The organism is Flavobacterium sp., assembly GCF_027531905.1.
Lineage (GTDB): Bacteria > Bacteroidota > Bacteroidia > Flavobacteriales > Flavobacteriaceae > Flavobacterium.
The window spans coordinates 39,343-54,497 of record NZ_JAPZSU010000042.1; the positions used below are offsets into that span (position 1 = coordinate 39,343).

Consider the following 15,155-nt stretch of genomic DNA (forward strand, 5'->3'; position numbering starts at 1 on the left):
TTTTTTTCAGGCAAATGTAGTTCGAAATCGATTTCGAAAAAAAATTTAGATAGCATTTTTTACAGATTTGCGATCCAGTTGTTAAATACAAAAACGACAGTTCCGCTGAAGAACTGCCGTTGTAGTTTTTATTGTTCGAATTCGTCCGTTGTTTGTTGGTTTTCTACCGCAGTAGTGTCGACAACTGTTGCTTTTCGGGGCGTGTAACAGTCTACTTTAATCTTAAGGTTTGCGGGTCGCTCAAAAGGTTCTTTGGAGACTTGCAAAGTGGGATCTTCATAACATTTTTTCATAAAATAACCCCAAACAGGTAATGCTGAGGCAGCCCCTTGTCCGTAGGTTAAACTTTTGAATCGAGCAGAACGATCTTCGCAACCTACCCAAACTCCGGTAACTAGATTTGGTACCATACCCATAAACCATCCATCGGATTGATTTTGTGAAGTTCCTGTTTTTCCTGCAATTGGATTTCTAAACATATACGGATAGCCTGTCCATCGATGGTCTCCGGCTCCTCCTCCTTCTGTTCTTAATCTTGCTCCAGAACCACTTTCGGTTACTCCTTCTAATAATTTAATGACTGCAAAAGCAATGTCTTTATTCAAAACATCATGAGATTCGGGGATTGGTTCGTAAATAACCACTCCGCTTTTGTCTTCGATTTTGGTCAAAAATTGCGGTTTGACATAGACGCCTTGATTTGCAAATGTACTGTAAGCAGCCACCATATCTTCCACCGTGATTTCTACAGCTCCTAAGGCAATAGAAGGTTGATTAATGATTTCTGATTTTACCCCTAATTTATGGGTTAATTCAATAACTGCTTCTGGCCCTACTTTGTCAATCAATTTAGCCGAAATAGTGTTGATAGAATGTGCCAAAGCTTGTTTCAACGTAACCATTCCACGGTATTTGTTATCAGAGTTTCTTGGCTCCCAATCTTCGGTAACGTGATGACGTCCTTTATGAATCATAAAAGGAGAATCAATGATAGAATCACAAGGCGACATGTTGAGCTGTTCGATAACTGTAGCATATACAAAGGGCTTGAAGGTAGATCCCACTTGTCGCGCTCCTTGACCTACGTGATCGTATTGAAAATATTTGTAGTTGATGCCGCCTACCCAAGCCTTAATGTTTCCAGTTTGAGGCTCCATTGCCATTAAACCTGATTGCAAAAAGTGTTTGTAATAACGAATAGAATCCATTGGAGTCATTACGGTATCAATTTCTCCTTTCCAAGAGAAAATCTTCATTTTTGTTTTTACTTTGAAAGAAGCAATGATTTCGTCTTCACTTTTTTCCATAGCTTTCATGACATTCCATCGGTTAGAGGATTTCATGGCTTGGTTCATGATACGTTGCGTTTCAGCTTCGGTAATGTTTACGAAAGGCGCATTTTTGTTGTCTTTTTGTTGCAAAAAGAATTCTTCTTGCATGTTAGTCATATGTGCGTTAACCGCTTCCTCTGCATAGGTTTGCATTCTGGAATCGATGGTAGTGTAGATTTTTAAACCATCTTTATAGATATCATAATCCGTTCCGTCTGGTTTTTTGTTTTCCTCTACCCATTTTTTCATGTAATCTCTTAGGTATTCTCTAAAATAAGTAGCAATACCATCTTTGTGAGTTTCTAGTTTGAAGTTAAGTTTTATGGGTAAACTTTGTAATTGTAATTTTTGTTGCTCGGTGATAATCTTCGCTTTTTCCATTTGGTGCAACACTACATTTCGGCGGTTTTTTACTCCTTCTGGATTGCGAATTGGATTGTAAAGTCCTGAGTTTTTAAACATTCCCACCAAAATAGCCGACTCGTCTATGGTTAAATCTTTTGGGGCTTTGGAGAAATAGGTTTTTGCTGCCGAGCTAACGCCTACGGAGTTGTTTCCAAAATCATAGACATTACAGTACATGGCAATAATTTCGTTTTTGGTGTATTGACGTTCCAAACGAATGGCGATAATCCATTCTTTCATTTTTTGAACGATACGGAAAGGCAAAAATTTAGAACCTTCTCCGTGAAATAATTGTTTAGCTAATTGTTGTGATAAAGTACTGGCGCCTCCGCTGGTTCCTAAGCTCAAAATCGCTCTCAAAGTTCCTCTACCGTCAATTCCTGAATGTTCATAAAAACGGGCATCTTCAGTAGCTACTAAAGCATCTACCAAGTTTTTTGGTAAATCCGAGTACTTCAATTGCGAACGATTCTTTTGGAAATATTTTCCCAAAACCACGCCATCAGAGGAAATGATTTCGGTAGCCAAATTTGAGTCTGGATTTTCTAAATCTTCAAAAGAAGGCATTGAACCAAACAGTCCCCAAGAGGCAAAAAGGAAGAAAAGAGCCAAAATGCCCAAACCATAAAAGTAGATTTTCCAAAACTTCTTTTTATAGTAATTGATGTCTTTATCAATTGCTTTAGACGATGTGTTATTTTTTCTAATTGCCATAATTTTATTCTATATTTTCTATTCTAAAACCTACGTCCGTAATTCCGTCCAAAACAGCTACACCAGGTACTTTGCCGTTTTCTCTCAAGGCTTGTTTGATGTATACTTTGAATTGTCCTTTAAATTGAATTTTTTCTTTGTAAAAAAGTTTGCTTTCTTTTAAATCCGTAAAGCCATTGCCTAACAAAGTCCCGTCAGGATTGGCCATTTGGTATTCTAAAGTATCTACTTTGGTGAAGCCATTTTTTTGTTCCATAGCCACAATCAAAAAGATATTATTGAATTTATAATCGTCATTGGCTCTCAAATTCACAAACAAATTGTATTGTTTTGTGGAGTCCAATACAGGCAAATCGAAGGAAACAATGCTGTCTTTGTTCCAACCGCTGCCTACTGTTTTGTATTCGTCAAAAACTCTTTTTTTGTCGCAGGCCAAAAAGAGCAAGACTACAGCAAATAAGATGCAACTATTTTTTATCCCCATTTTTAGTAATAATTATAGGTTTTCTAGGTTCATTGGGTGTATTAGGGTTAGGCTTTTTGTCATTAGCATTGCCTCTATTTTTGTTGTTGTGAGGTCTTTTTTTGTTGCCATTTTGAGCAGCAGGTTTGTTAGGTGCTATAGCTGGTGCGGCAGCTACATTTGCCGTTGTTCCAGCATTTGGTTTGCGTTTTTTCGAAGGTCTTTTCTTGGCTTTGGGCTGGTCAAAACGAGTTAAACTCTCTTGTCCCATAGCGTTATTAAAGTTCTTCTCTGGTTCAGCTACCACTTCTATAGCATAGTCTTCTAAGGACGAAACTTTGTTTTTTAGTTTATTTTCGGCAATGATTTCGTGAACTTGTTCAATTTTAAGCACGTGCCAATTGGCAAAATTGTTCGTGTAAGCAAACCACATTAAGCCTTTGAAAATATCTTGTTTTTGGCAGATAGCATCTCCTTTTTCGGTCACTAATTTGGTGTCGAAATTTGGAAAATGTTTCAAAGCATCCATGTAGGTGTCTAGCTCATAATTCAAACAACATTTTAGTTTTCCGCATTGTCCTGCTAGTTTTTGTGGATTCAAAGACAATTGTTGGTAACGTGCTGCTGAAGTATTCACACTTCTAAAATCGGTCAACCACGTCGAGCAACATAGCTCTCTTCCGCAAGAACCGATTCCTCCTAAACGAGCGGCTTCTTGACGGAAACCTACTTGTTTCATCTCGACTCTTGTACTGAATTCTTTGGCAAAATCCTTAATCAACATTCTAAAATCGACGCGGTCGTTGGCGGTATAGTAGAAAGTTGCTTTAGAACCGTCACCTTGAAATTCAATATCCGAAATTTTCATTTCTAATTTGTGCTGAATCGCCAATTCACGTGCACGAACTTTCATTGGTTCTTCTTTATCTCTAGCGGCAGACCAAATATCGATGTCTTTTTGAGAGGCTTTTCGATAGATTTTTGGAATTTCGGTTCCGTTTGGATTGACTCCTTTTTTCTTCATTTGAATTTTTACCAACTCACCCGTTAGCGTCACAATTCCGATATCGTGACCAGGTGAAGCTACCGTTGCCACGATGTCTCCCATGCTTAAGGTTAGTTTTTCGGTATTGCGGTAAAATTCTTTTCTGCCGTTTTTGAAACGTACTTCGACACAGTCAAAAGGCGCTTCGCCATTGGGTAAACTCATGTTCGAAAGCCAATCAAAAACGGTTAATTTGTTGCAGCTATCGGTGCCGCAAGTCCCATTATTTTTACACCCCTTTGGTGCGCCACCATCGGAAGTTGAACAACTTGTACAAGCCATAATTATATTGTGATGTTGCCAAAAAAGCAACTTGAGTTCTTACTTAAATTTAATCGGTAAAGATAGTATTTTTTAATTGTATGTTACAACGGTAAAAAATAAGGATGCGTCTTAAAATTATACTAAAATAATTGGGGTTTGATACTAATCTTTTTTTGATTGAGATTGGTTAATTTTAGTTTGTCACTTGGCTAATAAAAATTCTTCGTAGTTTGCTGGAGTGACTATTGTTGTTGTTACATTGTTATAATTGTCTAAAAACGTAGTAGGAATTTTATATTTCGCAGCCCTATTCCATTTGATTTCACAAGCTAAAATTTGGTCATTTCTTTTTTCGACATAATCAATTTCTTGTTGTTGCGTAGTTCTCCAAAAATGACAATCTGCCTCTTCTTGTTGGATGTTTAAATATTTTATTCGCTCGCTAATGATATAGTTCTCCCACAAGTTTCCTATGTCGTTTCTTTGGTTTATGGTATTGAAATTCCCCGTAACGGCATTGATAATTCCATTGTCATAAAAGTATATTTTCTTCCCTTTTTTAATTTCATTTCGAACATTGTTTGAAAATGCGGGTAGTTTGAATATCACAAAAGCTTTTTCTAATAAATCAATATATTTTTCAACGGTTTTATTATCTATTTGTATGAGTTTGCTCAATTCATTGTAATTCACTTCGCTGCCTACTTGTAGTGCCAATGCTTTTACTATTTTCTGCAGCACGACAGGTTTTGCTATTTGCTCCAATAGAAATAAATCTTTGTATAAATAGCTATTAGCGATGAGTTTGATGTGCTCTTTAGCATCAACTGGATTACTAATTATTTCTGGGTAATTACCGTAAATAAGACGTTGTTCTATATTTCTCTTTTCTTCTAAGAGTCCTTTGTGGGTAACCATTTCCGAGAAGGCAATAGGGAATAAATACATTTCATATTTTCTGCCTGTTAGGGGTTCGTTGAGTTTGTTAGCTAATTCAAAACTGGAGGATCCAGTTGCAATGACTTGTACGGTTTTGATTTGATCGACGATTATTTTGAGTACAATGCCAATGTTTGTTACTCGCTGCGCTTCGTCAATCACTAAAATTTCGTTGTCGCCAATTATATTTTTGAGTTTGGTTACATTAGGATTTTCGAATAAAGTAAGCACATCCGATTCGTCTCCGTTTAAGAAAAGTGTTTTTTTGTTTAGGTCTGCAATTAGATGTTGAACAAAGGTTGTCTTGCCCACTTGTCTTGGACCAAAAATAAGTAAGGCTTTCCCTTTGAATAAACGGGCTTTGGCATATATGGCTTGCTCTCTTGTTACCATAAAGTATTGATTTTAAGAAGTCAAAGGTAGTTGTTTTAGTTTCTATTCCAAAATAATTATGTTTTTTTTGGAATTTATTCCAAAATTATTATGTTTTTTTTGGAATCAATTCCAAAATGATTATGTTTTTGAACCATTTAAGGTATTTAAGGACCTATAAGTTTGGGGTAAAATAAAAACCATCACAAAAAGGATTGTGATGGTTTAGTTTATTTCTTTTCATTTTATGATTGTTGATAAAGAAGCAAATTGTGGCTCTTTAGCCCCGATAGTAGTGAAAATCCTTTTTTTTACACCTGACAGGTTTTTAAAAACCTGTCAGGTGTAAAAAAAAGATTGCAGCGGATAGCGGGACCATTGTTCCTTAAAAAAGCCTATTCTTTCTGCTCCTAAAAATCAGCTAGAAGCTAGGTTTCTTTGACCGAAATGATTTTTACGGGACAAGCCTTTGCAGCGAGTTCGCAACTTTCTACGATGGTATGGTCGGGTGATTTTAGGGTGTAAAAACCTTTGGAATTGACACTTTTGATGAGTACCGATTTACCGTCTTTTTTGGACATTTGAAACTGCACGGGTGCCATTTCTACGCAGTAATTGCAACCGATGCATTTGTCTCTTTGCAGGGTGATGATGACCATTAGGCTTCTACTATTTTATATAATTTGTCGGACATACGGATTCTAAACGGCAGTTTGAGGGTGCAATCGTCTCCTTTGGTAGCACGCTCTGCCGAAGTATCGTTGACAAACATTTCCTCGATAATCATTTCTTGTGCGCCAGTGCTTGGACCCGTCACCAAAATTTTATCGCCCACTTTGATGTCGTAGGCTTCGATTTTGAATTGGCCAATTTCAGCTTTGGGGAAGAAATGGGTGCCTTTGCCGACATACACTTTCTTCTGCGTAGCTACGGAACCTGAAACATCGCTCCATTCGCCCAATTCTTGTCCTAAATAATATCCCGACCAGAATCCGCGGTTGTACACGGTGTTCAAAGCCTCCATCCACGTTGCAATTTTTTCTTTGGAGAACGTGCCGTCATAGTAGGCATCAATGGCTTCGCGGTAGGTTTTGATTACGGTGGCTACGTATTCTGGAGCACGACCGCGACCTTCGATTTTGAGGACTTGAATGCCCGAATCGATAACTTGGTCTAGGAAATCTAGGGTGCATAAATCTTTGGGCGACATCATATATTCGTTGTCCAATTCGATTTCGAAACCGGTTTCTTGGTCGATTACGGTATATTTTTTACGACAGTTTTGTTTGCAAGCACCACGGTTGGCTGAGGAGTTATGCGAATGCAGACTCAAATAACATTTACCCGAAACGGCCATACACAATGCTCCATGACCAAAGATTTCAATCTCGACCAAATTCCCGTTAGGCCCTTTGATTTGTTCTTTTTCGATTTGTTCGGTGATTTTTTTTACTTGACGCAAACTCAATTCACGACTCAATACCATAGTATCGGCAAAAAGGCTGTAGAATTTGATGGTTTCGATATTGGTCACATTCAATTGAGTAGAAATGTGAATTTCCATTCCCACGCTTCTAGCCATTGCAATTACGGCTTGGTCGGAAGCAATCACCGCAGTGATGTTGGCTTCTTTGGCTTTATTGATTAAGGTTTTGACCACAGATAAGTCGTGGTCATAAATGATGGTGTTTAAGGTCAAGTAACTGCGTACGTTTTTGGCTTCACAGCGTTTTGCGATTTCGGCCAAATCATCCATAGTGAAGTTGACCGAGGCGCGGGCACGCATATTGAGTTGTTCTACTCCAAAATATACAGAGTCGCAACCATTATCTAAAGCGGCTTGCAAGGATTCGAAATTCCCAGCAGGCGCCATTAATTCTATTTTGTTGTTTGTTGTCATTGTGTATTGTTTTGACACAGATTTCACAGATTAATTTGTGAAATCTTTGTTTAATTTATTTTATAGAGTGAACCTTTGTCAAAGTTTAGAGCTTTGACAAAGGTGATGGGTAAAAGTTTCGAAAAACTATTTTAAAATCTTATACAATTTATCAGATAAACGTACTCTGAAAGGCACTTCAAAAGTTACTTTGTCGCCAGGTTGTGCGACCGTTTTTTCGATGCCGTTGACTAATATTTTTTCGAGTACAAGTTGTTCGTTTCCTGTAGTTGGACCCGAAATTAAAATGGTATCGCCTAATTGTAGTTCATTATTTTCAATGACGAAAAGAGCAACTTGCGCTTTTACAAAATAATGTTCGGCTTTACCTAAAAGAGCTTTTTTGATTTTGATTCTTTGACGAATTTTGGTTGGAGTCGTGGCGACTGCCAATGGTGTATCCGAAAGCTCGCCAGAATGCTTGAAGGGTAATTTATCTGATTTTCCTTTTCGGAAGACTTTGTTGCCGACTTGTTTTCCTTTTCTCAATTTTACTTGCTCAACTAATGGTAAGTTGATGATGTCTAAACATTCGTTAGAACAACAATTTTGCATGGCTTCTTTGCATTCGTCACATTGAATGAACAACAAATGGCAGCCTACATTTTCGCAATTGGTATGGTTGTCGCAAGGTTTTCCGCATTGGTGGCATTGCGAAACGATATCGTCTGTGATGCGCTCACCCAAACGATGGTCAAAAACGAAATTCTTTCCGATAAATTTACTCTCCAGATTTTCTTCTTTGATTTGCTTGGCGTAGTTGATGATGCCTCCTTCTAACTGGAAAACATTTTTAAAACCTTGGTGTTTGAAGTAAGCCGAAGCTTTTTCGCAGCGAATTCCTCCAGTGCAATACATCACCAGATTTTTATCTTCTTTAAAGTCTTGTAATTGTTCGTTGATGATAGGCAATGATTCCCGAAACGTTTCCACATCAGGAGTAATAGCGCCTTTAAAATGACCTATTTCACTTTCGTAATGGTTTCTAAAATCAACTACAATCGTGTTGGGATCTTCTAATATTTCGTTGAATTCCTTGGCTTTGAGGTGTACTCCAATATTGGTTACATCAAAGGTTTCGTCGTTTAATCCGTCGGCCACAATTTTGTCGCGCACTTTTACAGTGAGTTTCAAAAACGAATGATCATCGTGCTCTACGGCTACATTCAAACGAATGTTGCGCATAAATTCATAAGCTTCTAGCGTTTCGCGAAAAGCTTCTAAATTTTCGGCAGGGACAGACATTTGGGCGTTGATTCCTTCTTTGGCTACATAGGTTCTACCTAGTGCATCGAGTTTATTCCATTCGATAAATAAATCGTCGCGAAATTTTTTGGGATCTTCAATTTTGGCATACGCATAGAAAGACAACGTGAGGCGTTGTTTTCCGGCTTGATCAATAAGCTCGGCTCTTTCTTCTGCGCTTAAGGTGTTATACAGTTGCATGCTATAAACGTTAAGTGAGAAATAAATTAGGAACTCTAATTGGAAGAATTCGGGTGCAAAGGTATTGCTTTTTTTAAATTAAAGTGATAAAAATCCTCTTGAAGCTAATGATTTAGAATGTTAAATGACGATAATAAGAATACTAGTATTTAAAATAAAAATGAAACCAGAGCTATTCTTACTCATTCATGTCATGGGTGTTAATACAATTTTTTTTACATAACACAAAACATAAATGTTTTAAATAAATGGTAAAAAAGTCAAATTAAAAAGACTTTTTTTGAGGGAAATAAAAATGAAAATTTGGTAAAACCCTGAAATTGAGGTTTTATTAACCTGTATTGTCTCAGTGATTTAAAAATATATTGGGTTTAGAATAAGGTAAAAGAAGGCTTGGTGTTCCTTCATAAAATTTACATAAATGACACATAATTTTTTTCAAATTAACTATTTCGCCATGTTTAGTGTGTGTTTTTTAGTTAAATTTGATGGAATTGTATTTACTATCAACCTAAAAAAACATCAAATGGGCTTAGTTGAGAATTATAAGAAGAGTATTGTACTGTTTTTTTCATTTGTTTTTCTTGTTTCATGTAATAAAAAAGAAAGTCAGGCACCACCTCCAATCCCTGCTCCTTTTATAACAGTTGAAGCCAAAGATGTTCCTATTTATAAAGAATTTGCAGCACAAACGTTTGGAGATTTGGATATCGATTTGACGGCTAGAGTGGATGGTATTTTGACGGGGATTCACTTTATTGAAGGGCAGAAGGTGAAAAAAGGGCAGTTACTGTATACTATAGATCCCTTAGAATATGATACTAAAGTAGATCAGGTAAAAGGACAAGTGGCAGTATCGCAAAGTAATCTTGTTAATGCTGAGGAAGAATTGAAAAGGATTCGTCCTTTAGCTGATATGAATGCGGTTAGCCAACGCGAATTGGATGCAGCAGTTGCTAAAGCTAAAGCAGCTCGTTCTAACTATGAAAGTACGCAAGCCACATTACGTAATCAAAAGTTAGAGCGTAGTTATTGTAATATAATGTCGCCTATTAATGGAGTCATAGGAATAAGTAATGCTAGAGTTGGAGATTATATTTCTAGAATAGGAAATTCTTCTAAATTAAATACAGTTTCTCTTTTAGATAAAGTTAGAGTGCGATTCACGATTAGTGAAGCAGAATATTTAGAATATCGTAAGAAGAAAAGTTTAAGTAAAGATAATACAACCAATGATATTGAGCTATTGCTTTCAGACGGAAGTGTGCATCCTTATAAAGGAGTCCTGAATTTTTCGGATGCCAAAATCGATCCTACAACAGGAACCATGACTATCGAAACGACGTTCTCTAATCCAGAAAATAACTTGCGTTCTGGACAATTTTCAAAAGTAAGAGCCTTAATAGAAAACCAACGAAACGCCATTGCTATACCACAAAAAGCAGTGACCGAATTACAAGGAATTTATCAAGTATTAGTTATTGATAAAGAAAATAAAATTCAAGTTCGTATTGTTGAAGTAGGGGCCAAAGTAGGAGAAGACTGGGTCATTACTAAAGGTATCAATGTAGGAGATAGAGTAGCTATAACAGGAAGTATGTTTATTCAACCTGGCGCTGTAGTAAATCCTGTTCCTTATGTAACCGAAAATAAAAAAGCGAAATAGTTATGGATAATTTTTTTGTAAGAAGACCTATTGTAGCCATAGTTTTATCCATATTTATGGTAATCATAGGGGGTTTATCTATACTAAATACTCCTATTGCTCAATATCCTGAAATTGCACCGCCAGTAGTTCAAATTCAAACCAGTTATCGAGGTGCTAACGCGTTAAACGTAGAACAAGCCGTTGCTACTCCAATTGAACAAAAAGTAAATGGGGTGGAAAATATGTTGTACATGCAGTCTACCAACACAGGAGATGGGAGTATGTCTTTGTCGGTAACCTTTGATATGGGAACCGATTTGGATAATGCCACGATGTTAACGCAAAACCGTGTAGCATCGGCCACTTCAACCTTGCCAGTTGATGTTAAAAATACGGGAGTTACGACCAAAAAGTCACTGTCGATGCCGTTACTTCTGTTCTCACTTTCTTCTCCTAATAACACCTATAGTTCCGACTTTTTAACGAATTATGCCAATATCAATATTGTAGATGCTTTATCTAGAATTAAAGGGGTGGGTGAAGTAGTGATTTTTGGAGGAAGTAATTATGCGATGCGTATTTGGGTTAAACCAGATATTTTGGCCAAATACAAATTGACCATCCCGGATATTATGAGTGCGATTAAGGATCAAAACTCGATTGCTCCTGGAGGAAAATTTGGGGCGCCACCTGCAGAAGATGGGAACGAGTTTACCTACAACGTAACACTAAAAGATCGTTTGGTTGACATTAAAGATTTTGAAAATATTATTTTAAAATCAAATATTGGTAACCAACAAGTGCGATTAAAAGATGTTGCAACAGTGGCTTTGGGAACCGAAAGTTATGCCTCAAAAGGCGCTTTAAATGGGAAGCCAGCGGGAACTATTGGTATCAAACAAATGCCAGGATCTAATGCACTTGAAGTAGCTGCCGAGGCAAAGAAAACAATGGAGGAATTGAGTAAAAAATTCCCTCAAGATTTAACTTACCACACTTCATTGGATACTACTTTGGCGATTACAGAGGGAATTAGTGAAATTATGCACACCCTTTTGGAAGCTATCGTTTTGGTAATTATCGTGGTGTTTATCTTTTTGCAAAATTGGAGAGCAACTATTATTCCATTACTTACGGTACCTGTGTCGTTAATTGGAGTATTTATGTTGTTTCCTTTGTTAGGTTTCTCAGTAAACGTATTGTCACTTTTAGGCTTGGTTTTGGCTATTGGAATTGTGGTCGATGATGCTATTGTTGTGGTAGAAGCTGTAATGCATCATATTGAGCATGGACTCTCACCACGTGAAGCCACCAACAAAGCAATGAAAGAAGTTTCAGGTCCAGTAATTGCTATTGCAGTAGTTTTGACCGCGGTATTTATTCCTGTTGCCATGACTCCTGGGATTACCGGGCGTTTGTACCAACAATTTGCCATTACAATTGCTATTTCAGTAATCTTTTCTGCGATAAGTGCACTTACGCTTAGTCCCGCCTTGTGTTCTATTTTATTAAAACCAAATCAAGAGCCTAAAGGTTGGCTTGGAAAATTCTTTAAAGCATTCAACCAAAAATTCGAATCATTTACCAATAAATATACTGGATTTACCGCATTTTTGATCAAAAAAACGGTTCGTAGTTTTATTTTTATTGGAATAATCATAGGAGCTATTGCAATATTGGGTAGTAAAATTCCAGCAGGATTTGTACCCGAAGAAGATCAAGGCTATTTGTTTGTTAATGTTGAATTGCCAGGTGCCTCTTCTTTACATAGAACTGAAGCGGTTTGTAAAAAAATAGAAGGCATTTTAGGTTCAATTGAGGGGATCGAATATTACACTACGGTATCAGGCTATAGTTTGTTGAAAAATTCGATGGCTACTAATAACGGCTTCTTTTTCATTTCCTTAAAAGAATGGAAAAAAAGAGACAAGGATGTCTTTAAAATTATTCAAGAAATAAATGGTAAGTTGGTTTATGCCGTTCCAGAAGCGACTGCTTTTGCATTTGGACCACCACCAATTAGTGGTATCGGAAATGCAGCTGGCTTTTCGATGATGTTGCAAGACAGAGCAGGGAAAACACCACAGTATTTGTTTGAAAATGCCCAACGTTTTATGGCCGAAGCTCGAAAACGACCTGAAATTGGAAGCGTGAGAACGACCTTTAATCCTTATGTTCCTCAAATTAGTTTGGATATTGATCGGGACAAAGTAACCGAATTGAATTTATCTCTTTCAGAGGTTAATTTAGCTATTGGAGCCAGTTTAGGAGGGCAATATGTCAATGAGTTCAACCGATTTGGGCGTCAATATATTGTATTGATTCAAGCAGCTCCAAGTTTTACACTAAATCCCGAAGATATTAATAAAATATTTGTTCGAAGTAAAGACAATATTATGATCCCTATTTCGAGTATTGCTACCATCAAAAAGGAGAGTGGCCCTGAGTTTACGACTCGTTTTAACTTGTATCGTTCGGCAGAAATTGGTGGATCACCTGCTCCAGGATACACCTCTTCTGAGGCTAGAGTAGCGCTAGAAGAAACGGCTTTAAAAGTATTACCTACTGATATGGGCTATCAATGGTCGGCTATGAGTTATCAAGAAAAACAAGCTGAAGGTAAAGGTGCTACCGTTTTTATTATGGCCATTTTATTTGTTTTCTTAATATTAGCAGCCCAATACGAAAGTTGGAAATTACCCTTTAGTGTATTGTTAGGAACGCCTTTTGCTGTTTTTGGCGCCTTTTTGGGATTATATCTTTGTAAGTTATTTAGTCCTGATTATGTGAACAATGTTTTTGCTCAGATTGGATTGGTAATGCTTATTGGATTAGCGGCCAAAAACGCAATTCTTATTGTTGAATTTGCCAAAGCCGAATACGAAAAAGGAGTACCATTGGTGGAAGCTGCTTTGACCGCTGCTAAGTTGCGATTTCGACCCATTTTGATGACGGCTTTTGCTTTTATTTTAGGTGTTGTTCCTTTGTTGACAGCTTCTGGAGCGGGAGCTCAAGCGCGAAAAGTAATGGGAATGACGGTGTTTAGTGGAATGCTAGTGGCTACCATAATGGGAGTATGTTTTATTCCGGTGCTTTTCGTTTTTGTGGAAAGAATTGGAAAAAAGAAACATCAAGAAAATGCGGTTGAATCTACAAAATCTATCAGTCATGAAGAATAAATTAAAATATGGCGCTCTACTTGTGGTATTGGCATTATTGCCTACTAGTTGTTTGGTGGGTCCGAAATATAAAGCTCCCGAATTTCAGGAAAATGCAGTAAGCAAATTTCAATATGCAAAAAACGCAGATACTACCAAGACTATTTTAAATGTAAAATGGTTTGAGATCTTTAATGATGAGGTACTGAAAGGATTGATCAACAAAGGCATTGAAAACAATTTTGATTTAAAAATAGCAATTTCTCGTTTAGAGCAAGCCAAAGCCAATTTAGGATTTACTAAGGCCAATGTTTTTCCATCTTTTCAGTACAGTGCTGGAGCTAATACGGCTCAAAATTTCATTCAAAATTCATCATTAATTGGAAATATGTCTTGGGAAATTGATTTCTGGGGCAAATTACGCCACGAAAATAGAGCCGTTCAAAATGAATTGTTAGCTACTGAAGAAGCACGTAAAACAGTCATGGCTGGAATTGTTAGCGATATTGCCACCGCTTATTTTCAATTAAGAGATTTAGACAATCAGTTAGAAATCACAAAACAAACGCTAAAAACACGTCAGGATTCTTACGTAATCATTTCAGATCGTTTCAAGAGCGGGTACACTTCTGAATTAGATAAAGTGCAAATCGAGCAACAAGTAGCCATTGCTGAGGCGGCTTTACCTAATATCAAAAGACAAATCACGGTTTTAGAAAACACCATCTCTATTTTAATTGGTCAAATACCGGGCCCGATTGCGCGAGGTAAGATGAATAAAGATCAATTGATGGTGACCGATTTGCCCACTGCCATTCCTTCGTCGTTGCTGCAAAATCGTCCCGATGTAAAAAGAGCAGAATTGCAATACATTGCGGCTCACGAAAGAATTGGAGTGGCGCAAGCGATGCGTTTTCCATCTTTTAATATTGCAGCTTTCGCAGGATTAGCGACTCCAAAAATTGGAGATTTGTTTAATGATGGTTCTTATAGAGATAATGCTTCTGTTGGTATAACTGGGCCATTGTTTCAATTTGGAAAAAATAAAAGACGTGTAGAAATCAATAGACAATTGGCAGAACAATCTAAAATTAGTTATGAGAAAACGTATTTAGTTGCTATTGCCGAAGTCGAAAATGCGATTCAAAACGCTTCCACTTTAAAAGAGGAATATGAAGCAAGAAGCCGTCAGGTCGCTGCTGCAAAAAAGAATTATGAATTATCCTATGCACGTTATTACAATGGTTATGTTTCGTATTTAGAAGTATTGGATGTACAACGTTCGTTATTTGATGCAGAAATTAGTTTGTCACAATTATCACAACGACAATTGGCAGCTATGGTTCAATTATACAAAGCCTTAGGCGGAGGTTGGAATTAAAAAATATAGAGCATAAAAAAACATCCGAATAGGGATGTTTTTTTATGCTC

10 protein-coding genes are annotated in these 15,155 nt (G+C 37.1%); 3 read left to right on the plus strand and 7 right to left on the minus strand.

Annotation, left to right across the window (positions count from 1 at the left end):
* Nucleotides 1-128: 128 nt before the first annotated feature.
* The 7 genes from O9307_RS11090 to O9307_RS11120 form a co-directional block, all read right to left on the minus strand.
* Nucleotides 129-2,450: a transglycosylase domain-containing protein gene (locus O9307_RS11090; protein ID WP_298299115.1), complete on the minus strand. Its 2,322-nt coding sequence runs from the start codon at nt 2,448-2,450 to the stop codon at nt 129-131.
* 4 nt (nt 2,451-2,454) lie between these two features.
* The gene (locus O9307_RS11095) at nt 2,455-2,934 is read right to left on the minus strand and encodes a gliding motility lipoprotein GldH (RefSeq protein WP_298299118.1); all 480 of its coding nucleotides are present in this window, start codon (nt 2,932-2,934) and stop codon (nt 2,455-2,457) included.
* On the minus strand, nt 2,918-4,240 hold the full coding sequence (gene ricT / locus O9307_RS11100; RefSeq protein ID WP_298299121.1) for a regulatory iron-sulfur-containing complex subunit RicT: 1,323 nt from the start codon (nt 4,238-4,240) through the stop codon (nt 2,918-2,920). The genes O9307_RS11095 and ricT overlap by 17 nt, the downstream gene beginning before the upstream one ends.
* Nucleotides 4,241-4,423: 183 nt before the next feature.
* Nucleotides 4,424-5,554, minus strand: a complete 1,131-nt coding sequence (locus O9307_RS11105) for an ATP-binding protein (RefSeq protein WP_298299125.1) — start codon at nt 5,552-5,554, stop codon at nt 4,424-4,426.
* 407 nt (nt 5,555-5,961) lie between these two features.
* Complete coding sequence (locus tag O9307_RS11110) at nt 5,962-6,192, minus strand: ferredoxin (RefSeq protein WP_298299128.1); 231 nt, start codon at nt 6,190-6,192, stop codon at nt 5,962-5,964.
* A complete protein-coding gene (locus O9307_RS11115) occupies nt 6,192-7,433 on the minus strand; it encodes a peptidase U32 family protein (RefSeq protein ID WP_298299131.1) in 1,242 nt (413 codons plus the stop codon). The genes O9307_RS11110 and O9307_RS11115 overlap by 1 nt, the downstream gene beginning before the upstream one ends.
* 126 nt (nt 7,434-7,559) lie before the next feature.
* The gene (locus O9307_RS11120; RefSeq protein WP_298299134.1) at nt 7,560-8,918 is read right to left on the minus strand and encodes a rhodanese-related sulfurtransferase; all 1,359 of its coding nucleotides are present in this window, start codon (nt 8,916-8,918) and stop codon (nt 7,560-7,562) included.
* 421 nt (nt 8,919-9,339) lie between these two features.
* Here O9307_RS11120 and O9307_RS11125 point away from each other — a divergent pair, with 421 nt between their 5' ends.
* From O9307_RS11125 to O9307_RS11135, 3 genes are read left to right on the plus strand one after another with little or no spacing between them, the layout of a single operon-like run.
* Entirely contained in the window at nt 9,340-10,584 is a 1,245-nt protein-coding gene (locus O9307_RS11125; protein ID WP_298299137.1) for an efflux RND transporter periplasmic adaptor subunit, read from the plus strand.
* A gap of 2 nt (nt 10,585-10,586) precedes the next feature.
* Nucleotides 10,587-13,745 (plus strand): multidrug efflux RND transporter permease subunit, encoded by a 3,159-nt coding sequence (locus O9307_RS11130; protein ID WP_298299139.1) that lies wholly within the window; start codon nt 10,587-10,589, stop codon nt 13,743-13,745.
* Nucleotides 13,735-15,105 carry an efflux transporter outer membrane subunit gene (locus O9307_RS11135; RefSeq protein ID WP_298299141.1) on the plus strand — a complete coding sequence of 457 codons (1,371 nt, stop codon included), beginning with the start codon at nt 13,735-13,737 and terminating at the stop codon, nt 15,103-15,105. The genes O9307_RS11130 and O9307_RS11135 overlap by 11 nt, the downstream gene beginning before the upstream one ends.
* Nucleotides 15,106-15,155 lie beyond the last annotated feature (50 nt).

Bases quoted from the DNA above. Each gene is read 5' to 3' on its own strand.
- O9307_RS11135 (WP_298299141.1), top strand. From the start codon at position 13,735: ATGAAGAATAAATTAAAATATGGCGCTCTACTTGTGGTATTGGCATTA.
- O9307_RS11090 (WP_298299115.1), bottom strand. From the start codon at position 2,450: ATGGCAATTAGAAAAAATAACACATCGTCTAAAGCAATTGATAAAGAC.
- O9307_RS11125 (WP_298299137.1), top strand. From the start codon at position 9,340: ATGACACATAATTTTTTTCAAATTAACTATTTCGCCATGTTTAGTGTG.
- O9307_RS11095 (WP_298299118.1), bottom strand. From the start codon at position 2,934: ATGGGGATAAAAAATAGTTGCATCTTATTTGCTGTAGTCTTGCTCTTT.
- ricT (WP_298299121.1), bottom strand. From the start codon at position 4,240: ATGGCTTGTACAAGTTGTTCAACTTCCGATGGTGGCGCACCAAAGGGG.
- O9307_RS11130 (WP_298299139.1), top strand. From the start codon at position 10,587: ATGGATAATTTTTTTGTAAGAAGACCTATTGTAGCCATAGTTTTATCC.
- O9307_RS11110 (WP_298299128.1), bottom strand. From the start codon at position 6,192: ATGGTCATCATCACCCTGCAAAGAGACAAATGCATCGGTTGCAATTAC.
- O9307_RS11120 (WP_298299134.1), bottom strand. From the start codon at position 8,918: ATGCAACTGTATAACACCTTAAGCGCAGAAGAAAGAGCCGAGCTTATT.
- O9307_RS11105 (WP_298299125.1), bottom strand. From the start codon at position 5,554: ATGGTAACAAGAGAGCAAGCCATATATGCCAAAGCCCGTTTATTCAAA.
- O9307_RS11115 (WP_298299131.1), bottom strand. From the start codon at position 7,433: ATGACAACAAACAACAAAATAGAATTAATGGCGCCTGCTGGGAATTTC.